The sequence below is a fragment of the Niastella vici genome (assembly GCF_002077945.1).
In the GTDB taxonomy this organism is placed as follows: domain Bacteria; phylum Bacteroidota; class Bacteroidia; order Chitinophagales; family Chitinophagaceae; genus Niastella; species Niastella vici.
Window position 1 is genome coordinate 23,873 of sequence record NZ_LVYD01000064.1, and the last position, 25,605, is coordinate 49,477.

A 25,605-nucleotide genomic window follows, 5' to 3' on the forward strand; every position below is an offset into this window, starting at 1 on the left:
TTGCTAATATCAGGACCAGCCGATCCGTCTTGTCATCCGTAACATAAACGAAAAGCCGCCCCTGAGCTCTGACACAACAGGGGCGGCGTGGCGATGAGGGTACGGCTTAAACTCTTGTCACGGCTTGGCTGGCTTCTTGCCAAACCGGAAATATAGCCCTGCCTGAATAGCGTTTATGGTGATGCGCTGGTTTGATGGGAATGTCAAAAGGCTTGCGCCTTTATCAGAGGCACGATTGCTCAGACCAAACACATAGCGCACGTCAATCCCAAAGCGGTATTTGAACGTCCATTCCAGCCCACCTACGGCGGATACTCCGGCCTTTGTATAGCTGCTATCCGTCAAATTCAGGTTTTTCTGTTTTTGCTCATACGCATCATAATAATGCTGTTCGGCTTTCAGTAACACGTCCAGTTGCGGCCCGGCGTAAAAAGCTATCTTCCCGACATGGAGCTTGGCAAGAACAGGAATGGCAAGCTGGTGAAGCTGTTCAAACGCCGTCACGTTCTCCTTAACCGAATGGCCGACATAGAAAAACTCCGGCTGCAAGCTAAAATGCTTGTTAAACCGAACTTCGACCTGTCCCCCGGCATAGAAGTAATTGTCATCATTAACGCTTTGCAAGGGCGGTGCGATAACGGATGCGTTGAAATGCGGAAAGTTGAATCCGGCCTTGATGCCAAAGCGAACTTTACTTTGTGCATGGGCGCTTGTGAACATTCCCATAAAGGCTAACGGCAGCAATAGTTTTGGTGTCATAGATCATGTTTAAAAGTGAAATGAATTTAGGTTATTGAAGCTGGATGTTTTTGCATTGGCTCTGCTCACAGGGCACAGTGATGGTTCCCGTCCAGGTCTTTCCCGAGCAAGTCGCCTTATACGTGTAGGTTTTGCCCATATACAAATCGAAGGTGGCAAAGCGCCCATAATTGACATTGTTGCATTGTGGCGGTGTGGGTGACGTGTAGGAAATCACTGCCTGATAGGGGCCAACGATTTTTCCGCTGGCGTCCTTCACTTCAACGGTGATGCTGCCGCAAGAAAAATCATGATCGATCCAAAAAATGTAAGTGTTAGGTGGAACAACGCCGCTATAAGAGCCGCATGGATTACCGCCATCATCTTTCTTCTTACAGGCGGATAGAATTGAAATCGCGCATAGTATCGCTGTAAGCCATTGTTTCTTCATCATCGTTATTTAGTTTTTGTTGTTAATTCATGTAACAGGTTATGCACTGTGCTGGCATGCCAGCCTGTTTTCTTATGATAGGTGCGGATTTTTCGGCGGTTGAGTTCTCCTAATATGCCCCTTTGCGTTGTAATGCCCCGTCGTTGCATCTTCTGAATGATGGGCCGCATCTTTTTTAAAAAAGCCTTCTTCTTCCGCCGCATTGTCTTTCTTCTCTTTTTACTGTTGCCACCCAGCTTTACGCCCTTATTTCTCGCTGATACCAAAGCATTTTTCGTGTTGCGGCTAATATCATCCCCTGCGAGATCGTCCATGAGCGCTTGAAACAGTTTTGAACGCTTGTCGGCTGTAGGATTGTCAACACTTTTAAAATCTAGGCCACTGTCAATCAGGTCATAAACAAATCCGAGGTTTCGGGCAATTCGGCTTTGATTAGCTGCATACAAGGACAAATTGTTTTTGCGGCAATAGTCGATTGTCTTTTTTAGTTTGGGACGCAGGCGGGGTCTGCCGCTGCCGATTTCAATAAATTCCTTGACCAGTTGAATATTGTTAGCCTTGAAATAATAAGCGATAAGGCGTCTTTGTGCTGCCAGTCCTAATCCGCTTTTCCCTTGACGGCGTGTTGATACACGAAGGTGACTGACTCCTTTTTTAATTTGTTTGGTTGGTGTTCTGCTCATTTTATCCCAAGCATTAACTTGAGCAAAATTTTTAGAAATATTTCAAGATGGCATTGCGGCTGAAACGCAATACTATCCTATGTTTTATTGGATATCCGTTCTCAGACAATGAATGCAATTTCTGCTCATTTGTAACGTTCATATTCATCCGAACAAATTATATTTGCTGTACGGTTATACTGCTCCGATTAGCTGCACTTAAAACATTCATTCCTCATTTAAACTTCCTCTCATGAAAAATGTTTTGATGCAAGTGTGTCGAGCTACGCACCGTTACAACGAAAGACAAATCGCCGCCAAACTCGGCATGACACCCGAAGAATACATTGACCTGGAAACCGGCACCACCGTCATGACGCCAAGGCAGGCCGAACAACTTTCCGATGTATATAACATAGAACGCGAATACTTTCTTGAATCATCCCAACAACTGGATTTATTGCTCGCTCGCGCCAACGTGATATTGCACCATCAAGCGGAAATTGAACGGCTTAAAAAATTCGTGGTCGTCACAAAGACGCTGCTTCATGACAGCAACGCAGGGAATGAAATTACTGTGAACGAAAATGCTGGTTATGGACAAGAAACTGCACATCAATGAACAGTTGCTCGTCGATTTACTGTATGCCAATAACAGACAGGCGTTTTCATTCGTCTATGATACGTTTTCGCCTGCATTGCATGGCAGTCTTATTGACCTGATTGAAACCGACAAAGAACGAGCGGTTCATGTCATGGAAGATGCGTTTACAGCCGTCGGACAAGCGCTTCAATCTTACGATGAAGGCCAACAAAAACTGTTTACCTGGCTGCTGCATATGATGCACCAGTTAGCCATCGTCGCTTTGCGGCAACTCAATAAATGCCCGCAAGCGGATGAACTGGAACGCCTGTCCATCGGCTTGCGCCAGAAACTTCTGACCATGAACCGTGGCCAGCGCTGTGTGATTGAACTCATTTATTATAAGGGATATTCCAAAACGCGGATTTCTCAGGCGCTTCATATTTCAGTCGAAAAGGTAGATCAACTTCTACAGGCTGGGTTGCAGCATTTAAAACAGTATATCAATTACTGCTTCCAGGAGTGATTTGATCGTATATCCCTTAAATACAAACAGGCATGCAAGTCTATACTGAATATTTCGCAAACGAAAAGGCTTTATTCAAACGTGTCAATACCATCCTGAAGAAAAACGGCATATATGATATCACAGGGCGGAAGGGGCAGTTTACCATTGCTTATACGTTCAGCAAAAATTGTCGAATTGCTTACACTGTTCTGAAAGGAAGAGACGACAAGGGATTTAAACTTACAATTGGCGGTAAGGAAACACCCAGACAAGTGATGTATCTTAAAAAAGGAGATATTCTGTACTTACATTATCAGAGGAAAAAAAAGGCATGCTTTTATTGTCCCAAAGCACTCATAGGAAAACGCGAATTTAGAATGGAAGCGAGCATCGGTTACGCTTGGTATGGCACACTGGAAAACATGATGGAAGAAGGATTAATTAAAAACAACTTGAACTGTGATATAAGTACCTATTTTTCTCAATTATTAAATCAAGACTATGGAAGCATTTGTTCTCGATGAAAAGATCACGGAAGATTATTTAGACGTTAATGAGCGCTCGGAAGCGCGTGCGAAACGGGTATTTAACCAAATGAACCGTGCTTTGACCAATATTACCCACCTCTCGAAATACCTAAGCCAACGGGATGCTGCCGGCATCCGAACCCTCAAAATCACGGAAATCTCTTTCGTGAATTATTCCGGCAAATATTACCACTACCCCCATATCCGGTTGGCTGGGCGGTGGCTAGAACGGGCCGGGTTTAACCTTGGCGACACTGTTCAGGTCATTACGATCCATGGCATGGTGCTGATTGTACCAATGCAGCCGCCGAAAGTGTGTTTGAAATAAGAGCGCCAATAAAAAAGCCTCCCGGAGGGGAGGCTGCACTAATCAAATACCATTAACCATTAAACCTTATCCTAGACCTGAATGTAGGAAGAAAAAAACATATGTAAAAATCAGTGCAGCAATTTTCCAACGCGCTACAGGAATACCCGAAACGCGGGGTATACGGTTTTATCAGTATGCTTCTGCAGCCATTCACAAATTGACCGAAACACTATTCGGCATGATGTAAATTGCATCCCTAGATTCCCCATGACCTTTCAGATCACCATAGACTACCACAAGCGCAAAATCCGGCTGTCCGTCGAGCAACTTTTCATTAATGAGCGTTTAGAGCGGTACAGGGTGACCGCCAGTAACGGCACGATCGAGATTGAATCCAACCGCCCGTTGTTTCGCTCCCGGGGACTGAAACAACGCCCCGGAAACTGGATACAAACCGCGGGCAAACCGTTGGGCGACCATGCGCTCCAATTAATCGCCGAAGCTATCCAAAGCCATGTTGAACAGAAAAGCAGTCAATAATTCTTAAATTTGGTGATGGCACAGAATCAGGATGATAAGACAATAGAATATATTACTACCACTTTTCAGGACTTTGCTCTTGCTGATATAAAGTATAATAAAGATCGTCCCATTGCAGCGGCATTGCTTTCCGGCTGCTTGCTGGATCAAATAAGTGGTTTCTTTTTTGACAAAGGAAAATCTACAGATAAGGCAAGATTGTTTGTAAAAAAATATATGCCAGAATATGCTAATATTGGGATATACGATATTCTGCGTAGCCCATTAGTACACAATTATTCCCTGCCAGCAGGCTATTCTGTAACCAGCGATTCTGCATTGGCTGGTATGGGCATGGCGATCCTTCCTAATGGCATCATATACATTCCGTTTTTTATTCAGGATTTAGAAGTGGCTGTTAATCAAGCTATAAAAGATTTGAAAGAGGATAAGGAAATCCGAAAACATGCTTTAAAATGGGAAAAATTGCATCCTGTTCTTAAAATGAATAAAACGGATATGGGCGTTTATTCTGATGATGAAATCAAACGGCTGGAGGCCTATTTCATACCCAAAATACAACAACATCCCATTATTAAATCGGAGCCTCTTGAATGGCGCATGCTAACCCAGGAGCTTTCGAATAAGAAATTTCATGCTTTCATTGAAATAAAACAGCTAACGGGCAAAAAAGAAATCAACCAGTATTCACTAGAAAAATTTGTGCAGGCAATCGGAATGGAATCACCCGTTGATTATCTCGAATCTAATCCCTTATAATGTTCTGATAATCAAATTTTTATTGCTGCTCATGAAATATAAATATTTTTTGTAACTTTACGTCGAAGTGAACTAAACTTAATGCCCGTCTGAATAAGAGTGCGGGTTCGAGTCCCGTCCTCCGAACACCAAATGTTCACTTCGACATTCGGAGGTGACGAAATTGGCAGACGTAGGGCACTTGCATTTGAAAAGCCGCAAAATTTGCGGCTTTTTTGTTTATGTCTGTAAACAAATAATATCTATATGGTTCTTGATCAAAATGGAAAACAGCTCTCGCCTTGCATTGTTGCCAAGGTCAGGCATGCTTTGGGTCTTACAAATAAGCGCCCAACAAATAATAAGCGGTGTCATCCCGATTATTGGGAAAGAACTTGCGGTGAAATTGGTAAAGGACAACCGCAAGAAGAAATCCAACGGGTTATCGACCTGTACCTTGAATACATGAATTAAACACCTGACCCGTCGAATTGTCACTCTGGCAGTTCGCTAAAGGCGATCAAATCGATCAATATTTGGTTCGACAATTCTATCTCTTTGGGTACAAAGGTTCAACCTTGGCAAAATTAAAGGGCTTTCCGATGCATCGGGAGGCCCTTTTACTTTTGTACAAGCGACTAAAAAAGGTTAATTTTTATAACCGGATACATTAGAATTCTTTCTTCCCAAAAAAAGAAGTTCATAACGGGTCGACAAAAAAAAATACGATCACTTATAAAATTTTTAGAAATGAAAAAGCTCGTTTGGATTTTATCAGCGTTGATCAGTTTGTTGTTTTGTTATTTCCCTTCTTCAGCCCAGCAGGGACAGTCGCAGGTAAAAAAAATAATAATTATCCGTCATGGCGAAAAATCGAATGAAGGTGATAATCTTTCCTGTCAGGGATTCAATCGTGCTTTGCAGTTAGCCAATGTATTAAATAAAAAGTTTGGAAAGACTGATTATATTTTCGTTCCCACTATTAATACAGGAAAGAAAACCAGTACGGCAAGAATGTACCAGACCGTTGTTCCTTATGCTATAAAATACGATCTCGGTATCAATACCAAATATGATGTGGAGGATGCAAAAGGTTTGGCGCAGGATGTTTTAAAAAGGAACGGAACCGTTTTAGTGGTTTGGGAACATAAGCATATCGACAATATTTTGAAAGCTTTTGGAATTGATAATAAAGAAAAATGGCCCGATGAAGATTTTGATTCCATCTGGATCATCAATTTTCAAAAGGGAAAGCCTGTGATTGCAAAAGATAAGGAAGGTATTAGTCCGGCTGCAGATTGCAAATAAAATAAAAGCTTCTTATTTTACAGGCAATCTTACAATTATGGACACTCTCCGGTACTTATTCCCTTTTGTTTTTGTTGGCATGTGGATCCTGGTAACTTTCATACTCTCAAAGAAGGGCTGGGCTGATCTGGTCGCCTCCTATGAAACCAATGCTCATTTTTCAGGGGAAAGAGTAGGTGTAATATCAGCAACAATCAATAATGCTAATTATAAAAATTCGCTTGTTTTAAAGTATAATGAAGAGGGTCTTTATTTAAGACCTATTTTTTTATTCCGCTTATTTCATAAACCAATATTAATTCCCTGGAAAGAAATTAAAGAAGTAAGAAGCAAAAAAATTCTCCTTTTCCCTTACAAAGAGCTCATCATAGGGCATCCTTTTGTTGCTGCTGTCAGTATAAATAATAGCGTATTTAATAAAATAGAGAATAGTATCAATACATATTCCATTCCACCCGCCAATTAATCGCGTACTGTCTCATCACCCCTTATGTGCAAATATCATAGGCGCCAAATATGCTAAACGCGCACTACCTATTGTATTTTAGACAATTTTTCCCCGGTACTAAGTAATAAAGCCTTGTAAATTAAAAATTTACGAGGCTTTAAAGTTCGTACACCAGTCAGCGTTCCATGCAACCTGAAATTATTATATATCTTGTACGCGAAACCTTCAAAACAACCAAAAACTTTATCGTAAACCCTTCAACCCCATGAACAGGCAATTAAACCTGGGCGCTTTTTCCCGGACTTTTATCCTTTTATCTTTTTCGAACAAAAAATCAATCCCTTTCTTTTTTTCACTGGCATTACTACTGTTATTTCAGACTGGTCATGCACAAAGTTTGATCTGGGCTAAAGGCTTTGGCGACCCCAGTTCCTTAGGTGGTAAAATTGTTGGCACCGGTATTAAAGCCGATGCAGCAGGGAACACCTATGTAACTGGTTACTTTTATGCAACTGCCGATCTTGACCCGGGTACGGGCATTGCGAATGTAACCAGTATCGGCGGCGCTGATATTTTTATTGCCAAATACGATGTATCGGGCAATTATGTGTGGGCTAAAAGCATCGGCGGAACTGCCGATGATGATAGCAGCAGCATCACCATAGATGGCAGCGGTAATGTTTATGTGACGGGTTATTTCAGGGGAACTGCTGATTTTGACCCCGGCACAGGCACGGCTAATTTAACAAGTGCAGGTGGTGCAGATATTTTTCTGGCTAAATATGATGGTTCCGGAAATTATCTATGGGCAAAGAATATGGGCGGAGCCGCTGATGATATCAGCACCGGCATTGTAGTAGATGCTTCCTCCCACATTTATATAACAGGATCATTTAACGGTTCAGGCGATTTTGATGCAGGCGCCGGTACTGCCAATCTTACAAGTACGGGCGGGACCGATATCTTTCTCTCAGCCTACGATGGCGCTGGTAATTATCTGTGGGCAAAAAATATGGGTGGAACCGGAACGGATAGCGCACTGGCTGTTTCACTGGATGCCAGCGGCAATATATACATTACCGGCTCTTTTTCCGGTACAGCCGATTTGGATGGCGATGCACCGGCGGTCAGTTATACCAGTGTTGGCAATGCCGATATCTTTTGGGCAAAATATGATGTTTCTGGCACATTCGCCTGGGCAAAAACTATAGGTGGTACAGGTGATGACATTGGCCGTGGTATTAACGTGGATATTGCCGGTAATGTATTTCTCACTGGTTCTTTTTCAGGCACCGTTGATTTTGATGCCGGCGTTGGCACCGCAAATTATTCAAGCTATGGGGGTACCGACTTCTATTTAGCCAAATACGATGCTTCGGGTAATTATGCAGGGGCCGTTACTGCGGGCGATACAGGAGACGATTTTGGACGAAGTATTACATCTGATGCGGGCGGTAATATTTATATGATAGTTACATATTCCTCTAATAACAATGATATAGAAATTATCAAGTTCGATGTGACGGGGAACCCAGAATGGATAAACGATATCACAGGCGCCGGTGACGACAACGGCAACTGCATAACCGTAGATGGTAATGGAAATTCCTATAGTACCGGTTATTTTAGTGGGACAACGTCTTTCTTCGGCGGCGGCACCCTTACCAATGCCACTTTAACGAATGCATTTGTAGCAAAACAAAAGAGCGATGGCTCTTATGGTTGGGCAAGCCAGTTAGGGCGATATGAAACCGTGGTATCATCAGTTGCAACGGGAAAAAAAGTTGCCCTGGATGGTAGTGGCAATGTGTATGTAACCGGTTATTTTAATGGTAGTGTCGATTTGGATGCAGGCCCGGGAACTGCCACATTTACAAGTGCCGGTAGTAACGATATCTTCATTGCCAAATACGATGGCAATGGTAATTACCTCTGGGGAAAACAGATTGGCGGCTCAGGTGCTGATGCAGGCATTGCGATTGCTGTAGATGCTACCGGTAATGCCTACGTAACCGGAACATTTAATGGTATCGTAGATTTTGATGCAGGTACAGGCACCGCGAACCAGGGTCTTTCTGGATGGTTCAGTACATTTCTAACAAAGTATGATGCTGCAGGCAATTTTGTATGGGCAAAGGGTTTTTCACCGGTAACTTCGGGAAACTCCCTGCCATATGGTATTGCGATAGATGGAAGTGGAAATGTGTTTGTGACCGGATCTCTTTCTGGAACTGTTGATTTTGATGCAAGTGCGGCAACGGCTAACCTCACGAGTAATGGTTCTTTTGATGTATTTTTTGTGCGTTATGATGCAGCCGGCAATTTTGGCTGGGCAAACCGCATAGGCGGCACAGGCCTTGAAAACGTCAGTGGTATTACTACAGATGCCAGTGGTAATGTGTATATAAGCGGAGCATTTAACGGAACGGTAGATTTTGATGCCGGGGCTGGTTCGGCAACCCTGACAAGCAATGGCGGCAGTGATATTTTCATAACCAGGTACGATGCATCGGGTAATTATACCTGGGCCAAAAATATAGGTAACCCAGGCACCGACAATTCGCTTGGTATTGCCACAGATCAAACTAACTATTTGTATATAACGGGTTACTATTACGGTACCGTTGATTTTGATCCCGGCGCCAGTGTTAGTTCTTTGACAGCTTCGGGCGGTTCAGATGTGTATGTTGCTAAATATGATCTCTCAGGCAATTATGTATGGTCGAAAAGCATGGGTGGCAGCGGAAATGACGTGAGCAGTAATATTACAGTCAATGGTAACGGTGATGTGTATATCTCCGGTTATTTCGCCGGTACTGCCGACTTTGATCCTTCAACTGCCACAGCGAATGTTACCGCTTCCGGCACAAGCGATTATTTTCTCGCCCGCTACAATGCGTCGGGTAATTACATAGCTGCAAAAAGTATGGAGGCTACTACGGTTAAAAATATCAGTGGCCTTGTTGTTGATGCGGGCGGCAATGTATTTACAACCGGTTATTTTAAGGGTACGGTCGATTTTGATCCGGATGCGCCTGTTTACAACCTGGTAAGCATGAATAGTTCTTCTGACATTTTCCTTGCTAAATACAATCTGGCCGCAACGCCTCTACCAGTAACCCTGCTCGACTTTGATGCTAAATCTCAGCAATCGAATGTACATGTTACCTTTACAACCACCGAAGAACTCAATAACAATTATTTTGAAGTGCTGCGGAGTAACGATGGCGTGCATTTTGAAACCATCGGAAAGGTAAATGGTTGTGGTAATTGCTCAGCAGGAATGCAATACAGCTTCGATGATGGGCATCCTTACGCCGGAACCTCCTACTATCGTCTTAAACAGGTTGACAATAATGGCGGATATAGTTTAAGTAAAATAGTCACCGTTAAATTCAGCAACCAAACGATAGCAGATGTGTCAATGTATCCTAATCCGGCTAATGGCCACTTTTTATTGAAAATACAAAACAGCGGTAACAGCAGGCAAATACAGGTAAGTATCAGTAATGCTTCCGGTTATGTGGTGCAGCAATTACATCCGGTTATTGTACAAACTGAAAATAAGATCCCGGTCGACTTGAGCAAGCAACCGGCCGGTATCTATTTTATTCAGGTCATCGATGCTGTTGGCGGCGAACCAACAACGCTGAAGGTGATAAAATATTAATAGATCATTCATTGCATAAAATGGGCCGTTCGCCAATTGGCGAGCGGCCCATTTTTGTTATTTTGAGCCCGTTTTTATAGTTTTAATGCGCTTTTTAAAACCAGCCTATGTTCAAAAAATTGTTTCAAAGCCTTTCGTCAACCGGCAAATTATATGAGAATATCCGGAACGATAACTACAGGAATTGGGAATCCCATTTCGAAAATTTCAACAGCACCAACGCTAAAAAAGCTGATCCGGTTCAATTACAATCACTTGGGTTGGAGATCTATGAACATTATCTGAAGGAGGTCATTCAGGATTATGCAATCACCGATGGGGAGAAAGAGATCCTGACCAGAATAAAAGAGTATTTCCAGCTGCCCGATTCGGCTATTAATTCTATTAAAGGTAAATACGCAAAAAACGCCCTGAATAATTTGTCAAAACAGATGCTGGCCGATAACCAGTTAACTGCAGATGAAATAAAAGAAATGGGGCTGTTTGCCCAAGAGTTAAATATTTCTGCGGAAGAAGTGAACCGGGTAAATAAGCTAAACGCTTCTGAATTATATGAGAGCGCAGTAAAGCAGGTGCTTTCCGATAAAATGGTAACTGTTGAAGAACAACAGTCGTTGAAAATGCTGGCCCAACAACTGGGCATCAATATGCGGGAGGCCTCAATTGATATGAAACTGCGGGAAGAATATTATTTTCTCACCCTGTTAAATGCGCTGAACCAGGGGTATTTGCCTGAAGTAAAACCACCTGCTATTGAAACCCAACAGGATGAAGTGGCGTGCTGGGAAATAAGTTCAAACCTGGTGGCCGCCAGAACGCTTAATTCAGGACCTTATAACAGCGAAGGCGTACGTATCAGAGTGGAAAAAGGCGCTTCGTACCAATTGGGTTCAAGCAGGAATACGCCTATGATAGGCGAAGTAAGCGCCAACCACCAGGGCGTATTTGTTATAACCAGTAAGCGGGTGGTATTTGCTGCCAGTCAGCAATCGTTTTCAATACCATTTACGCAACTGCATTCTTTTGATGCGTATGCCGACGGTATAGGTTTGCAAAAGGATGATACAGAGCTGCTGCTGCAATTCTATGACAAACAAATGTCTGAGGTGGTATTCAAGGTGCTTACCAACGCCATCAATAAAGATCACTGAACCAGCCGTTGCCATTCATAAAAGAAGCCATGGCAATCTTTCATAATTGTTGTAACTTATATACATAAATTATCTGTTATGAAAAGAGCTGTGGTGATCATTACGCTTCTGGCCTTTATAGGGCTTGTTGCATTTGCAAGTTTCAGCAGGATGAACAGGATAAGAAATGAAAAAGCTCCGGTAAAACAGGAACAAAAGATGGAGAAAAAAGAACGCAGGCATCATTGCATGTTCTCCTGACAAAAGGCAATAAAAAAAGCAGGACTCAGAATTTTAATTCTGATGTCCTGCCACCCTTCTAAAAACTACTCCTTTCTGTTGAACTATTCCTGCCTGCCTTTTCCTAAACAACATGAACAGGTGTAAATCCGTCCTCGCTTGCAGCGGGGATAAATTCTTCAATCATCAATTCTTCTATTGTTTGTTTTTGCTTTTTACTTTTCCTGCGTTCGATCCAGTGATCGAAAATGGCATAAATAACCGGTACAATGATCAGGGTGAGGAACAGGGAACTTATCAAACCACCGATGATCACCCACGCCAAACCATTCTTCCAGGTAGCACCGGGGCCCGATGCAATCGCAATGGGCAGCATGCCAAACACCATCGCAATGGTTGTCATCAGGATCGGGCGAAGCCGGGCATGGTTAGCCTGTATCAGCGCTTTGAAAGTAGATTCGCCGGCCGCTTTACGGTGATTGGTGAAGTCAACCAGCATGATGGCGTTTTTACAAACCAACCCGATCAGCATGATGATACCCAGAATGGTGAATATGTTCAACGAGTTATTGGTTAAGGCCAACGCCAGCAATGCGCCAATAAATGACAGCGGCACCGAGAACAATACTACCAGCGGATATACAAAGCTGTCGTACAACAACACCATCACCAGGTACACCAGTAAGATGGCTGCTAACAAGGCTACGCCAAGGGTACCAAATCCTTCTGTCTGGTTTTCCATATCACCACCCCATACATAGCTCACGCCGGTAGGCTTTCTCAGTTTTTCAAAAGCTTTCTGCCATTCGCCGGCCACTGTACCCGATGGGCGGCCTACTGTTTGCCCCTGGATAGTTACAGAGGGGCTTTTATCTCTTCTCTCCAACTGGCTGGGGCCTGATGATTCTATGATGTTAGCGAACTGTGATAATTTGATCCGCTGTCCCTGGTCATTTGTAAATTCCAGATCCCGTACATCGTCAATATTCGATCTGTTGAAACTGTTATAGCGTATATTGATGTCGTATTCGTATTCACCCGCTCTGAACTTGCCATTGGTATTACCATTGAAGGCGGTTTGCATGGTAGTACCAACTGTTTGAAGCGTTAAACCCAGACTGGCCATTTTATCCCGGTCAACCTGTACATTGATCTCGGGGTTACCGGCTTCAACGGTGAGCTTGGTTTCAGTGGCGCCTTTTATTTTTTTCAACTCCTCATGCGCTGCATTGGCGAACGCCATGGCACTATCGAGGTCAGGCGCCATAACAACCAATGCCAGGGGAGCATTATCGGCTGTACCTAACATCCCTACCGGGGTTGTTTTAACTTTGGTGCCTACCAGCTCATTCTGCAATTCTCTTTTTATTTTGGCCGCATAAACATAGGAGTCATCTGTGCGGTGCTTTTCATCAACCAGCTTTACCCTGATCTCCGATTTGTAAGCGGTAGACTGGCTACCGGCCATACCATCGCTGGTTTGCCCTACGGTAGTGATCATGTCCACTACTTCCGGTTTTTTGCGCAAATAAGCTTCTGCTTTTTGTGTTACCTGGTTGGTTTGTTCAATAGACGCATCTTTTGGCAATTCCATTTGCACCAGGAATTCGCCTCTGTCGCTTTTGGCGAAAAATTCACCCCCTATAAAACCACCTGCGAGCATGTACAATGAGCTTACAAAAAGCACTACTACAATGGCCAGTGTTATCCGTTTATGTTTCAGCGACCAGCCCAGGATATTGCTGATCCAGTGAGTGAAAGCCGTAAGTCCTTTTTCAAAACCAAGGATTATTCTTCCGAATACGGTTTTGGGTGTAAGATGCTCCAGTTTTCCAAACCGCGAAGAAAGCCAGGGAACAATAGTGAACGATGATAACAACGATAACAAAGTAGCAATGATAACGGTTACGCAAAACTGCTTGATGATGTTCGACACCAGACCGGTACTCATGGCGATGGGTAAGAACACCACCACAATTACCATGGTAATGGCGGTAACCGTAAACCCGATCTCCCTGGTAGCGTCGAAGGCTGCGCGCACGCGGTTCTTACCCATTTCCATATGCCGGTAAATATTCTCCAGCACCACAATGGCATCGTCGACCAGGATACCCACCACCAGCGAAAGACCCAGCAAGCTCATCAGGTTCAACGTATAACCCAACAATGCCATCCCGATAAATGTGGCGATCAGCGATGCGGGGATACTCACCATTACGATCAACGAATTTCTAATGCTGTGCAGGAAGAACAGCATTACAAAAGCCACCAGCACTACGGCCAGCAAAAGGTCATGTACTACGGAGTCTGCTGCTTCCAGCGTGAATACGGTGCTGTCGTTCGCAATTTCCAGCTTTAAGTTACTGCCGGCATATTGCTGCTCCAGCGAAGCGATCTTCTTTTTGATATCTTCTGCCACAGCTACGGCATTGGCATCTGATTGTTTGATGATCTGTAACGCGATAGAGTTCTTTTGGTTTACGCGCGAGATCTTTTCCACTTCTTTTTGGCCGTCCTGTACATCGGCAACATCTGACAACCGCACAGCAATTCCATTGTGCGAGGTGATCACCAGGTTACGCAGTTCATTTACGTTTTTGTATTTGCCCGATAACCGCACCAGGATGCTTTGCTCACGGGTTTGTACATTACCGGTAGGGAAGTCGAGGTTTGAACCGAGAATGATCTGCTGCACCTGTGGAACTGATAAACCGTAACCTTTCAGTTTTTCAGCATCGAGGCTTACCTGTATCTCTCTTTCCTGACCGCCCACCAGGTTTACCTGCGCCACACCGTTCACCCGGGAAAGGGCCGGATTGATCCGCTTATCGACCAGGTCATAAAATGAGGATTCGTCCATTTTGGCAGAGGCCGACAAGGTGAGAATGGGAAGATCACTCAGCGAAAATTTAACCAGCGATGGTGGGTCCACATCATCGGGCAGGTCTTTTAAAATAGCATTGATCTTGCGTTGCGCATCGTTCAAAGCATAATCGGCATCGGCGCCGCTGTTCAGGTTGAGCGTAACCAATGAAATATTTTCCATTGATTTCGACTCCAGCTTTTTGATATTTTCCACCGCGGCTACCGCATCTTCAATTTTCTTGGTTACTGTATTCTCCACTTCCGACGGTGATGCACCCGGATAAACCGTAGTAATTGTTACCGCATTACTGTCGAATTTCGGGATCAGTTCATACCCAAGTAAAGTGTAACAGAACAAACCGCCCAGCGTAAGGATCGTGAACAGCACGATCACGAAGGAGGGCCGTTTTATGGATATTTCAGCTAATTTCATCCGTAATATTTTTTAATTTTTGTTTTGGCCGGATGGAACTCAGTATGAAAAAGTTTTCATTGCTTTAATTGGTAATGAAAACTTTTTCATTCCTCGTTTCATTTTAAATATTTTTACTATAAAGTTTGTTCCGGCACTTATTGAATAACGCTCACCGGGGTACCGTCAACAAGATTGATCTGTCCACTGATGATAGCAATGGCGCCTTCGGTTAAACCGTCGAGCACTTCTACCTTTTCTCCCATTACACGGCCGGGTGTTACGGTTTTCAAACGAGCCACGCCGTTATCGGCCACAAATACCTGTTTGCTGTTCACACTGCCTACGAATGCTGTGCGGGGTATCATAATTACTGCCGACTGGTTGGGGAAATCGAAAACAGCGGTTCCATACATCCCTGCCTTCAACTGGTTGGCGGCGTTATTGGTGATCGTGATCTCAACGGGGAAGTTCAATGCTTCATCGGCTTTGGGAGCTATGAAGTTGATCTTGCCTGAGAATGTTTTGTCGGGGAAAACACTGGCCTTTACCTGTACTTGTTTACCCAACTTCAGGTAAGGGATCTGTGCTTCGTTCACGGTAACTTTCAGTTTGAGTGTTGATACGTTCACAATATCAAATAAAGCGGTACCGGCCGAAACCACACTGCCCGGTTCAATATGCCGTTTGTTTACGATGCCGCTGATGGTAGCGCGAATGCTGGCATCGCCCAGGTTAATGCGCGACTGATCGAGTTTGGTCTTTGCATTGTTCACGCTCTGGCGGGCATTGTCGAGCTGCTGTTGCGTTACCCCGCCTGTTTTGAATGCATTCTCATATCGTTCAAGATCGGTACGGGCCGTTTGGTAATTGGTTTCGGCATTTTGCAGGTCAACTGATAACTGGTCAACGCGAATGGTAGCTACAGTTTGTCCTTTTTGTACAAAGCTGCCTTCATCAACCAGTACGTTTACAATGCGGCCAGCTTTTTCTGCGGCGAGGCTCAATTCCTGTGCCGGTGCAAAATTGCCATTGGCAATTACATCCAGATCGGGTACTGCGCGGGTAACGGTGTCAATTCGAACGGCCACGGTTGCATTGGTTTGAGCTACGATCTGTGTTTTTTCTTCCGATTTCTTTTTGTTGTTCGAAAGCACTTTGGCAATAGCTCCAATAGAGATTATGATTACTACGATTGTTACAATGATCCTGATGATCTTCTTCATTGTATGTTAGTTTAAGAGTGATTTTAAATTTCCCTGCGCTTTTATCAATTGGATCTCTGCCAACCGGTAATCGAGCAAAGCTGAGGTAAAATTATTTTGTGCGGTGGTCAGCGAATTTTCAGCATCCAGCATATCTGTCAATGGCGCCAGCCCCTGCGCATAGTTGTTTTGTGTATTGGTATATACTTCTGCAGCCAGCGCTACGTTTACTTTCTGATTATTCAACGTGATGATGCTGTTGCCAAGCTGTGTTCTGGCATTCTGATAAGTAAGGCTCAACGACAACTCCGTATTCCTGATGTCTGCCTGCAATTTCCTGATGTCAACATCTGCCTGCCGTACTTTTGAGCGGGTTGAGAAGCCGTTGAAGATGGGAATTTTCAGGTTTAATCCAACTGAGGCATAGTCGAACCAGTTTGCGGCCTTGTTTGTAGGAAAGGAATTGCTTATCCCCTGGTAACCATAGTTGCCCGAAAGCGACAGGGAAGGATAATAACCTGCTTTGGTGGCTTCTTTTTGCAATACCAGCAGTTCTTCCTGTTTCTTCAGTACCTGGTAATCAGATAATTTCTTTACATCTGGCGTATTATCCATCATGGCCAGTTTCGGTTGAATGCTATCCAGTGCCGAAGCGGGAATGGTGATGGGGGTTTCAATGGGAATGCCCATATAAAACTTCAGCGTGTTTTCCTGCAGCTGCACGGTATTGATCAACTGTTGGCGTTGCGCTTCCAGGTTCGAAAGGTTCACGGTGCTTCTGTCGAGATCAATTTTTTTCGCCAGTCCATTTTTATATTGTCCTTCAATTACATTTTTTACTCTTGTGGTGGTGGCAATATTGCTGTCAACAACCACCAGCTTTTGACGTTGCACCAGTACCTGGTAGTATTGGGTGGCAACATTTTCTATTACCTGCTCATCGGTTAAACCCCTCACAAGTTCATAATATTGTTTTGTTGTTTTCGCCGCCTTCAACCCGGTAAATACTGATTGGTCGAACAGGGTTTGCGACAAGGATACCGACGTGTTGCTGTTCCATTTTTGTCCGAACGCAACCATCAGGGTTTTACCTGGTGTGCCCGCCAGTTCGCCGGGTATGGCGCTTAACTGTAAAATAGGATTATAGGTAAGGCTGCTGGTGGCGTTTACCTGTGGCAGTGCCAGCGACCGGGCCTGATCAATTTTATACTGGCCGTTTTCTTCGTCGAGCCTGGCTTTAATGGCTTCCGATTTATTCTTCAATGCCTGTTGTAATGCTTCTTTCAGGGACAGCGGGGTTGTTTGCGCATTTGCTAGCGACAAAATGCATACCCCGGCCACAAGCAATACCAGACGTTGAGCAACAATTCGAAGCGATTGGTTGTGTTTCATTAAAAGATGTATTTAGTTGAGCGGTTTACTTTTTTAAAAGGTTTCGTTCTTTTCAGTATGTTCAAGCCTGTTAGCAAGACTGTATTTACTCAATTCAATTTCCAGTTGTGGAATGGCTTCAGCGGCAATAATGCCGTACAGGAACAGGTACTGGGCCTGGCGAAAAACTTCTTCTTTTGAATAGTCGTTCACCAGCTCGGCCGCGAACTCGAAATCTTTTTTTAGGTGCTGTTGTATAAGGGAAACTATCAATCTGGGGTGCAGGCTTCCGCGGAATACACCTTCCACAATTCCCTGTTCCAGTACTTTCAGTAACCGCGGTTCAATGACGCTATCGAGTTTATCTGTAAGCGCTACATTTTCAGCCGGGTAATGTTTTTGCAGGTCTGTAAAAAAGGCCGGACTGGTTTTTTTGCAGAACTCAACATTGACTGCCATATAGGCCAGTATCCGTCGCAGGTTGCCTTCACCGGTTTTGTCTGCTTCTTCCATATCCTGGTGGTAATCAGCTGCCACCTGTTTGCATACCTGCTGAACGAGATCATGGCGCGAAGTGAAAAAACGGTACAGGGTCTTCTTTGAGATCGCCAGCTGCGACGCAATATCATCCATGGTATACGCCTGAATGCCATGCGTGGTGAAGAGGCGAAACGCTGTGTGAAGTATGATGTGTTCGTTCATTAAATTTTCGACCATTTTGGTTGGTTGGTCAAAAGTAATATGACTTTTCGACTAATTTGTAATAATAGTCGAAAATAACTGTTAAAGGAATGTGAAAGCAGTTGGGATTAATGGGAGAAATAAAGTTCTAATAGTCGCCTCGGAATAATATATATACTTGATAATTAATTGATTTTATATTTACACGGCTGAAACGATCCATATGTCGGTTGTTTCTGGTCGAAGGATACTGGGGATTCAGTATATTTGTACATATACCAATAAAATCGACCAAAAATGTCGAATAGTCAAGATTTGAAAGATCCCATCAGGGATGAAATACTTACCGGAGCCCGGGATCTGTTTGAACGGTTCGGTTTCAAAAAGACCACCATGGAAGACATTGCCCGGCAAATAGGCAAGTCGAAAAGCGCGCTGTATTATTATTACAAAACCAAGGAAGAGATCTTTGAGGCGGTTGTCATCAATGAAATTGCATCTACTCAGAACAAAACTGCGGAGCTCATAAAAACGGAAGAATCAGCCATTAAAAAATTCAAACTCCTGTTCACCAGCACGATGCAGGAAGTAAAAGAAAAGGCCAACAAATTCTCGATATTCAAGTCAGACATGTACGAGAATCATTTCATGTTCGAAAACATTGTCAGGAAGCGCGATTCGTATATTGAAGAAATGCTAAAAGATATTCTTATCCTGGGCATCAGTCAGCATGAAATAAAAATGATGAACAATGCCGAAATGACCTTATGGGCAAAAATGGTAAACCTGATGATGCGGTCTATATCGAACAAAATTTTTCTGGAAGATGAATTCCATTTGTACGGTTCTCAATTTGAATTTATAGCCGATTCGTTGTTAAATGGCGTAACGGTTTAACAGTTGCGGCAAGGTGCGAATGCATCCTGAGGTGCTGGAACCATTGGTGGAAGAGAAGTAGTTACTGTATCGTGAATTCGATGGGATTTACTTTTAAAGGTGGATACCCTTCTATCACAGCCTGAATATTGGTAAAGGTGACCTTTTCGCCAGATTGCAGCTCATTCATGAGCCGAATTGATGGTTCATTGAACCGGTTCCCTGTGTTTACCTGGTATTGAATAGTGCCATCGCTTTTATGAAAAATAATTGTATAAGTTTTAATGGGAATAGGGTCTGTATGATCTTCCCTGGTCCTGTACATCCCAATTAGCCCACCTATGGCGATTAGCTCCCGTTTGTTGATAGCACCCCCGTATTTCACCCCAACAAGCGCTTCGGCTTTATTATTTTCATAAACCATCACATTAATGGAATCGTATGGGATTAATTTATTCTTTTGTTGTTGATATATCCTGATAATTGTATTACCAGGCCGCATAGGTTTGAAGATCAAAAATGCGAATTGGGCGGGTTCAATTTTCCCATTATCAGTTTTGAAAACCAATGATGACGCCTTGCTGTCTTTTACGAGATAACGAACATAATTTTCCATATTCGTATAAAAAGCTTCCTTGCGTTCGTAAAAAATCACTTTTTGTGAAAAAAGGGAATGGGTCCACAGGCTCAACAGGATGCAAATAAGAGATTTCATATGTTCATAAAAGTAAGGATAGCCAACCGTTTTTACTATCGACGCCCAAAAACAGCGCCCCGGAGGAGTGCAACAATTAGGGTAAACAGGGCAGAACCGACGACTGACCAAACGATGGGAAATGTTTTTCCACCCACATGAATGGCAAATATTTCGGGCAGTCCGAGTTTATGGGCCAGCCACATGCCTATATAAGCGCCAATGAACCCAACAATAATGGATACAAAGCAGCCACCCAGGTCGTATCCGGCCAGGGATTGGCCCACTGCGCCGCAAATGGCGGCAATTATCAGTAAGATCAATAACTCGGTGAGTGTCATATGAAAACGTTTTATTCAATTAGTACCGTTGCAATTTGAGTGCCGCAGTATTGTTTTAAAAACTACGAAATAAAACTAAAAGGTTTGCTATATTCGACGTTAGTCTGATGTTAAATTAGTAATTCTACTCAAAACCGGCGATTGTTTCATATGTCACACAAAGCTTCGGCCCGAAGGGCCGCCTTCTTTTTCCCTGTATTGCTTTTACAAACTTGTATCTCATTTGCACAAAAACCAGCGGCGCCTCAACCTGATTTTCTCACAGCGCCTACCTGGACTGCCGACAATGGCAACGGTACCTTCACGAATCCGCTTTTTTTCGATGAGTTCTCTGATCCCGATATGATCAGGGTAGGGGATGATTATTACCTCACCGGAACCACCATGCATGCCATGCCCGGTTTGCCGGTGCTTCATTCGCGCGACCTGGTGAACTGGGAGTTCCTGACCTATGCTGTTGACCGCCTTGATCTGGGGCCTGAATTCCGTTTGGAAAATGGCGGTAATATCTACGGTCAGGGCATTTGGGCCCCCTGTTTCCGTTACCATAATGGTAAATATTACATTTTTAGTAACGTTAACCGCCGTAATACCCAGTTATTTACGGCCGATAATCCCAAAGGACCCTGGAAGCATGGTGAATTACGCAAAAGTTTTCACGACCTCTCTGTTTTGTTTGATGACGATGGCAAAACTTATGTGATCTGGGGATATGATGAAGTGCACCTGGCCGAACTGAATGATTCGTTGACAGATGTAGTGCCCGGTAGTGAGCAGGTGATTGTGCCAAAAGGAAGCGGCGCCGGCGAAGGGTCTCACTTTTATAAGATCGATGGAAAATATTATATAACCAATACCAATTATGACCCGGTTTGCTACCAGGTATGTTTGCGGGCCAATAAACCCCGCGGTCCTTATGAGATCACGGTAATGAGCGCAAAGGAAAGTTTTGGTTTTGGCACCGGCTGGCGGCACACCGATCTTCGTAATGGACCGCCATTCAAATTGACGCCACCCGTTCCCAATTTCCTGGGCGCCATGCCCATTCACCAGGGCGGTATTGTACAAATACAATCGGGTGAATGGTGGGGCTGGTCAATGATGGATGGTAATTCTGTGGGCCGGTTGATCTGTCTTTCACCTGTTACCTGGCAAAACGGCTGGCCATACTTTGGCCTTCCGGGAAACCTTACCCGCAGTCCGCAAACCTGGGTAAAACCCAATACCGGTTTTGTTTCCACTCCGCATGCGCCTTACCGCAGAAGCGATGATTTTGCAATGCCCACCTTACAACCCGTGTGGCAATGGAACCATGTACCGGTTGATAAAAAATGGTCGCTGACCGCAAGAAAAGGTTACCTGCGTTTGAATGCCCTGCCGGCAAAGGACCTGTGGACGGCAAAGAATACGCTTACCCAACGGGCTATTGGTCCCGAGTCAGTTGTTACTACAGAAACTGACCTCTCGAAGCTGAAGAATGGGGATGTGGCCGGGCTCGCCCTGCTTAATTTACCGTATGCCTGGATTGGCGTTGCAAAAAAAGCCGATGGATTGGAGATACAGCAATATGATCAACAATCGGGCAAACCGGTAACAGCCAAAATTAACGGCACACAGGTATGGTTACGCGTGAGCTGTAATTTTGAAACGGAAAAAGCTTTCTTTAGCTATAGCACCGATGGCAGCAATTATACGCCACTGGGTACTGAATTTATTATGGCATTTCAGTTACGCACTTTCCAGGGCGTGCGCTATGGCCTGTTTAACTTCAATACATTGGACGCAGAAGGCGGCTACGCCGATTTCAATACGTTTGTTGTGAATGAACCCCGGCCACGCGGTTTAACTAAGCCAATACCTTATGGCTGGTTGATTACCCTGACCAGCATGGCTGATAGTACTGTGTTAGTTAACTGGAAAGGATTTGTACGGCCTGTGAGGGCCGGTGATAAGTTGGCGCAGAACAATGCGCGCCTGTTCAGGGTGATTGACAAAGGCAATGGACGGGTGGCTTTGCAATCTGTAGTAGATAACGGTTTTGTAACAGTAAAGGGTATAGGTGTAATGGCGGAAGTGCGGATAGAAAAAGAAGAGAAAGGAGAAGCATCTCAATTTCAGTGGCAGGATATGTATCATGGCGAACTGATGCTGCATTCGCTGTATACACACCGCTATCTGTTTGCCGATCCGCATGCAGGGAGTCTTTGTTCTGCCGATGCCCCCGGTACGCAACCTGACCGTAAAGACGGCGCCTGTTTTTCCTGGACAATTGTTGAACAATAAATTTAAAAAGACTGTCCCAGCTGAACCGGGACAGTCTTTTTTCTATCAACATAATTTATTTACCGAGTTGCGCTTTCAGTTTGTAATAGGTTTGAAATAGGGTGATCCTTCTTTTTAATTCATACTCCATGGTGGCGCCTTCATAGCCCGGCACAATTAGATTATAATATTTCCAGGCTTCATCAAAATTTAGCGTCAGCAGGTTTAAATGGCTCAGGTTATAGTAAATGGTTTCTTTCACCCCTTTATCAATTCTGGGCTCATTGCTTTGTAATACTTTTTCCAGAGTGGGTTTTATGCCCTGGCAAATTGTTTTACAGGCTTCAAAGTTACCATTGTGCATAGAGTCCAATGCAATCTTGTAATGAGCCACCGCACTATCCAGATCGCTGTAATCATAAGGCCGGTTCTTGAGTTTTACAAAACCATAACCGTACACTTCTCTATATGAATTAACGCTGTTGTACATATAACCAATGTAGGTTGCCATGCGCCCGAATACCTGTTTGCCCACTTTTTCTTCCAGCTTCCGTTGGATCGTCGATTTGTTGAAAGATTCGAAGTCAGTCAGGGAAAGCTCAGAGAAGAACGGGTTCACCGGCATCTCCGTTGCTGACAGAAAATCTTTATGCAGGGTGATGGTGAACACTTCTTTATCGCTGGCTACTTCAACGGTTTGAAGCACTTCGCCGGTTGGTTTCTTTACAATCAGTTTCAGGGGGAAATTACAGGTATAATCCCCGAGCAACCCATTTACTTCCCGGGGTACTCCATTGGGGCTTTTGAACCGGTAAGCTTTTTTTCAACCTGTCCAACCAGTACATTATCCTGGAAGATATTATATACAGTCGTATACTGCATATTACCAAGTATTATCTCTGAACCTTTTGAATCTACTTTTAAATTTAGCGGTTGTTTTTTATCGCGCTCCAGGGGCTCCATAATGCGGTCTTTGTTCTCCTTCTCGAACTTGCGAACATAGAGCGAATCATCTATAAAATCAAAATTGTTCTTTTTGATGAACTCTTCAACGGCTTGCACATTTAAGGCTTCGCCCTGTATCAGGCTGGGCGTGCTGTCTTTGAATAAGTAGCCAACGAGGTCTCTTTCAAGCGGACGGTTATTATACGGAAAATGAAAGTTCATTTTCTTCTCCGGATTATCCAGAAAGGTTATTTCAGCCCAGCGAACCGCATCTTTGCGTAAGGGATTTTTAAATTCGCACCATTTTTCTTTAATGGAAATTAATGGCTTCTGTGCTGGCGTGCTTACGGTAAGATCAAAGAAGCGAAGCAAACCGCCTTTCCCATCATACGTTGCAATGATGTTTTTATCAATTGAAACTTTTCCTTTTTTTACATCATAGTTCTGGGCAAAAGTGAGTGAAGGAATTGCAGCAATAGCTACAAGAAAAGTTTTACTTTTCAAGGGTTTGATCATATAAGGCTGTTTAATTATGAGTAGTGCTAATATCTAGCAGAAAACTTATATGCCGTGCATTCCATCAGGTATCAACAATTGGAACACCATTTCTATGTATTTGCCGTACGGGAGCACGATCGCTGGCTTGGTTGGGAAGAAGTGCAATTCTACGCAGCCATGCTCGATCTGCCAACGGTTCCGCAAATAGAAATAGAAAGCACGCCGGGCAATCAGGCTTTGTTCGAGCAAAAGATAATGAACATAGTTACAACGGCCGGTGCATTTGAACCGGTTGATACCGCCACCGGGAAACCCTGTACGCTGGAAGGCATGGTGAGCAGGAATGCTGATGGATTTTACATCGATGCTTTCGCGCACAACGTATTCAAGTGGGTTCGTAAGGGACATGTAAAAACAAATGAACACTGGACCCGGAACTGGAAGCGGGCACGGCTAAAACACGAAGGAGGGAATTATGTGGACTTTAACAACCAATAAAGAATGGGCGCATCTTCGTGATCAATTCGATTGGGTACGCGATATGGACGATGTTCCGCAAGATGCGGTGCATCATGCCGAAGGCAACGTGGCAGTGCATACGCGTATGGTGACAGAAGCCTTGCTGCAGCTGGAAGGCTACAAACAACTGCCGGCACAGCAACAGGAAATTGTATGGGCCGCCGCCTTGCTGCATGACGTGGAGAAGCGGTCTACCACCGTGCAGGAACCGGATGGAAGCATCACTTCAAAAGGTCATTCGAAAAAGGGCGCCCTAACGGCCCGGCAAATATTATATACCCAGGTACCAACGCCATTTGCCATTCGCGAACAGATCGTGGAACTGGTGCGTTTTCATGGCCGGCCCATCTGGGCTATTGAAAAAAGGGACGTGGCCAGAACCATAATTGAGACCAGTTTAATGGTAGATACCCAGTTGCTCGCGCTACTGGCAACAGCAGATGCCCTGGGTCGACTATGCAATGATCAGGCTGATCTTTTATACCGCATCGATCTGTTTGAGGCCCTTTGCCAGGAACATGATTGCTGGGGTAAACCAAAGGCGTTTCAAACGCCGCATGCGCAATTCCGGTATTTTCAAAAGCCTGATGGCTCGCCCGATTTTGTACCTTTTGATGAGTTTGGTTCAACGGTGATTATGCTATGCGGATTACCGGGCGCCGGCAAGGATACTTATGTGCAACAACATTATAAAGACTGGCCGGTTATTAACCTTGACCAAATACGGCGGCAGAATAGGATTGCGCCAACCGATAAAAGCGGTAATGGCACGGTTGTACAGCTGGCCAAAGAACAGGCAAGAGAACATTTACGCAAAAAGCGACATTTTGTGTGGAATGCCACCAACATAACCCGGCAAATGCGGTCGCAATTGATTGAATTGTTTGTTACCTACAAGGCGTATGTGAAAACAGTGTATATAGAAGTGCCTTACAACAGGCTGCATGTACAGAACAAAGGACGCGAGGCAGTGGTGCCGCAAAAGGCGGTAGATAAACTGATTGCAAAACTGGAAGTACCGGCACCCTGGGAAGGCCATGAGGTTGTATACGCCATTAAAGATTGATCCTTATAGAACGGCTC

26 protein-coding genes and 1 pseudogene are annotated in these 25,605 nt (G+C 44.2%); 16 read left to right on the plus strand and 11 right to left on the minus strand.

Going from position 1 to position 25,605, the window contains the following annotated elements:
- Positions 1-117 precede the first annotated feature (117 nt).
- Genes A3860_RS28900 through A3860_RS28910 form a run of 3 tightly spaced genes read right to left on the minus strand, consistent with a single transcriptional unit; the run spans position 118 to position 1,872 of the window.
- Positions 118-759: a porin family protein gene (locus A3860_RS28900; protein WP_081153312.1), complete on the minus strand. Its 642-nt coding sequence runs from the start codon at positions 757-759 to the stop codon at positions 118-120.
- 31 nt (positions 760-790) lie between these two features.
- Positions 791-1,192, minus strand: coding sequence for a hypothetical protein (locus A3860_RS28905; RefSeq protein WP_081153315.1), 402 nt, complete (start codon positions 1,190-1,192; stop codon positions 791-793).
- A gap of 2 nt (positions 1,193-1,194) precedes the next feature.
- Positions 1,195-1,872, minus strand: a complete 678-nt coding sequence (locus tag A3860_RS28910) for a recombinase family protein (RefSeq protein WP_081153316.1) — start codon at positions 1,870-1,872, stop codon at positions 1,195-1,197.
- A gap of 232 nt (positions 1,873-2,104) precedes the next feature.
- Between A3860_RS28910 and A3860_RS28915 the strand changes: the two genes are divergently transcribed.
- The 12 genes from A3860_RS28915 (at position 2,105) to A3860_RS41280 (ending at position 11,874) form a co-directional block, all read left to right on the plus strand.
- A complete protein-coding gene (locus A3860_RS28915) occupies positions 2,105-2,473 on the plus strand; it encodes a helix-turn-helix domain-containing protein (protein ID WP_081153317.1) in 369 nt (122 codons plus the stop codon).
- On the plus strand, positions 2,448-2,960 hold the full coding sequence (locus A3860_RS28920) for an RNA polymerase sigma factor (RefSeq protein WP_081153319.1): 513 nt from the start codon (positions 2,448-2,450) through the stop codon (positions 2,958-2,960). The genes A3860_RS28915 and A3860_RS28920 overlap by 26 nt, the downstream gene beginning before the upstream one ends.
- Positions 2,961-2,992: 32 nt before the next feature.
- Complete coding sequence (locus A3860_RS28925; RefSeq protein WP_081153320.1) at positions 2,993-3,466, plus strand: hypothetical protein; 474 nt, start codon at positions 2,993-2,995, stop codon at positions 3,464-3,466.
- Positions 3,444-3,797: a SymE family type I addiction module toxin gene (locus A3860_RS28930; protein WP_081153321.1), complete on the plus strand. Its 354-nt coding sequence runs from the start codon at positions 3,444-3,446 to the stop codon at positions 3,795-3,797. The genes A3860_RS28925 and A3860_RS28930 overlap by 23 nt, the downstream gene beginning before the upstream one ends.
- Positions 3,798-4,046: 249 nt before the next feature.
- Entirely contained in the window at positions 4,047-4,319 is a 273-nt protein-coding gene (locus A3860_RS28935) for a hypothetical protein (protein ID WP_081153322.1), read from the plus strand.
- A gap of 15 nt (positions 4,320-4,334) precedes the next feature.
- Entirely contained in the window at positions 4,335-5,078 is a 744-nt protein-coding gene (locus tag A3860_RS28940; RefSeq protein WP_081153323.1) for a hypothetical protein, read from the plus strand.
- Between the two features lie 246 nt (positions 5,079-5,324).
- Positions 5,325-5,531, plus strand: coding sequence for a hypothetical protein (locus A3860_RS28945; protein ID WP_081153324.1), 207 nt, complete (start codon positions 5,325-5,327; stop codon positions 5,529-5,531).
- Between the two features lie 276 nt (positions 5,532-5,807).
- Positions 5,808-6,365, plus strand: coding sequence for a histidine phosphatase family protein (locus A3860_RS28950; protein WP_081153326.1), 558 nt, complete (start codon positions 5,808-5,810; stop codon positions 6,363-6,365).
- Between the two features lie 79 nt (positions 6,366-6,444).
- Positions 6,445-6,831, plus strand: a complete 387-nt coding sequence (locus tag A3860_RS28955; RefSeq protein WP_143774313.1) for a hypothetical protein — start codon at positions 6,445-6,447, stop codon at positions 6,829-6,831.
- Positions 6,832-7,078: 247 nt separating this feature from the next.
- Positions 7,079-10,483, plus strand: a complete 3,405-nt coding sequence (locus A3860_RS28960; protein WP_081153328.1) for an SBBP repeat-containing protein — start codon at positions 7,079-7,081, stop codon at positions 10,481-10,483.
- 107 nt (positions 10,484-10,590) lie between these two features.
- Entirely contained in the window at positions 10,591-11,634 is a 1,044-nt protein-coding gene (locus tag A3860_RS28965) for a hypothetical protein (protein WP_081153330.1), read from the plus strand.
- A 78-nt stretch (positions 11,635-11,712) separates the two neighbouring features.
- Positions 11,713-11,874 carry a hypothetical protein gene (locus A3860_RS41280; protein ID WP_158085393.1) on the plus strand — a complete coding sequence of 54 codons (162 nt, stop codon included), beginning with the start codon at positions 11,713-11,715 and terminating at the stop codon, positions 11,872-11,874.
- A gap of 103 nt (positions 11,875-11,977) precedes the next feature.
- On the opposite strand, the gene A3860_RS28970 is transcribed toward A3860_RS41280, so the two are convergent.
- The 4 genes from A3860_RS28970 to A3860_RS28985 all read right to left on the minus strand — a co-directional run bounded on the left by A3860_RS28970 (position 11,978) and on the right by A3860_RS28985 (position 18,423).
- Entirely contained in the window at positions 11,978-15,151 is a 3,174-nt protein-coding gene (locus A3860_RS28970) for an efflux RND transporter permease subunit (protein WP_081153332.1), read from the minus strand.
- Positions 15,152-15,288: 137 nt separating this feature from the next.
- On the minus strand, positions 15,289-16,356 hold the full coding sequence (locus A3860_RS28975; RefSeq protein ID WP_081153335.1) for an efflux RND transporter periplasmic adaptor subunit: 1,068 nt from the start codon (positions 16,354-16,356) through the stop codon (positions 15,289-15,291).
- A gap of 6 nt (positions 16,357-16,362) precedes the next feature.
- The gene (locus A3860_RS28980; RefSeq protein ID WP_081153337.1) at positions 16,363-17,727 is read right to left on the minus strand and encodes a TolC family protein; all 1,365 of its coding nucleotides are present in this window, start codon (positions 17,725-17,727) and stop codon (positions 16,363-16,365) included.
- Between the two features lie 33 nt (positions 17,728-17,760).
- Entirely contained in the window at positions 17,761-18,423 is a 663-nt protein-coding gene (locus A3860_RS28985; protein WP_081153338.1) for a TetR/AcrR family transcriptional regulator, read from the minus strand.
- 261 nt (positions 18,424-18,684) lie between these two features.
- Between A3860_RS28985 and A3860_RS28990 the strand changes: the two genes are divergently transcribed.
- Positions 18,685-19,284, plus strand: a complete 600-nt coding sequence (locus A3860_RS28990; RefSeq protein ID WP_081153339.1) for a TetR/AcrR family transcriptional regulator — start codon at positions 18,685-18,687, stop codon at positions 19,282-19,284.
- Between the two features lie 61 nt (positions 19,285-19,345).
- Here the strand turns inward: A3860_RS28990 and A3860_RS28995 are convergent, their stop codons facing one another.
- Positions 19,346-19,978 carry a GldM family protein gene (locus A3860_RS28995; RefSeq protein WP_081153340.1) on the minus strand — a complete coding sequence of 211 codons (633 nt, stop codon included), beginning with the start codon at positions 19,976-19,978 and terminating at the stop codon, positions 19,346-19,348.
- Positions 19,979-20,013: 35 nt separating this feature from the next.
- Complete coding sequence (locus tag A3860_RS29000; protein ID WP_081153341.1) at positions 20,014-20,298, minus strand: GlsB/YeaQ/YmgE family stress response membrane protein; 285 nt, start codon at positions 20,296-20,298, stop codon at positions 20,014-20,016.
- A gap of 150 nt (positions 20,299-20,448) precedes the next feature.
- On the opposite strand from A3860_RS29000, the gene A3860_RS29005 reads away from it, so the two are divergent.
- Entirely contained in the window at positions 20,449-22,581 is a 2,133-nt protein-coding gene (locus A3860_RS29005; protein ID WP_081153342.1) for a glycoside hydrolase family 43 protein, read from the plus strand.
- Between the two features lie 55 nt (positions 22,582-22,636).
- Here the strand turns inward: A3860_RS29005 and A3860_RS29010 are convergent, their stop codons facing one another.
- Together A3860_RS29010 and A3860_RS29015 are read right to left on the minus strand one after the other, a co-directional pair.
- Positions 22,637-23,266 (minus strand): hypothetical protein, encoded by a 630-nt coding sequence (locus A3860_RS29010; protein WP_143774314.1) that lies wholly within the window; start codon positions 23,264-23,266, stop codon positions 22,637-22,639.
- A gap of 68 nt (positions 23,267-23,334) precedes the next feature.
- Positions 23,335-24,021: a hypothetical protein gene (locus tag A3860_RS29015; protein WP_081153345.1), complete on the minus strand. Its 687-nt coding sequence runs from the start codon at positions 24,019-24,021 to the stop codon at positions 23,335-23,337.
- A gap of 48 nt (positions 24,022-24,069) precedes the next feature.
- Here A3860_RS29015 and A3860_RS29020 point away from each other — a divergent pair.
- Together A3860_RS29020 and A3860_RS29025 are read left to right on the plus strand one after the other, a co-directional pair.
- Positions 24,070-24,501, plus strand: a pseudogene (locus A3860_RS29020) (RNA ligase family protein); the annotation flags it as partial.
- Positions 24,479-25,588 (plus strand): AAA family ATPase, encoded by a 1,110-nt coding sequence (locus A3860_RS29025; protein ID WP_173820280.1) that lies wholly within the window; start codon positions 24,479-24,481, stop codon positions 25,586-25,588. The pseudogene A3860_RS29020 and the gene A3860_RS29025, both read left to right, overlap by 23 nt.
- The last annotated feature ends 17 nt before the right edge of the window (positions 25,589-25,605 follow it).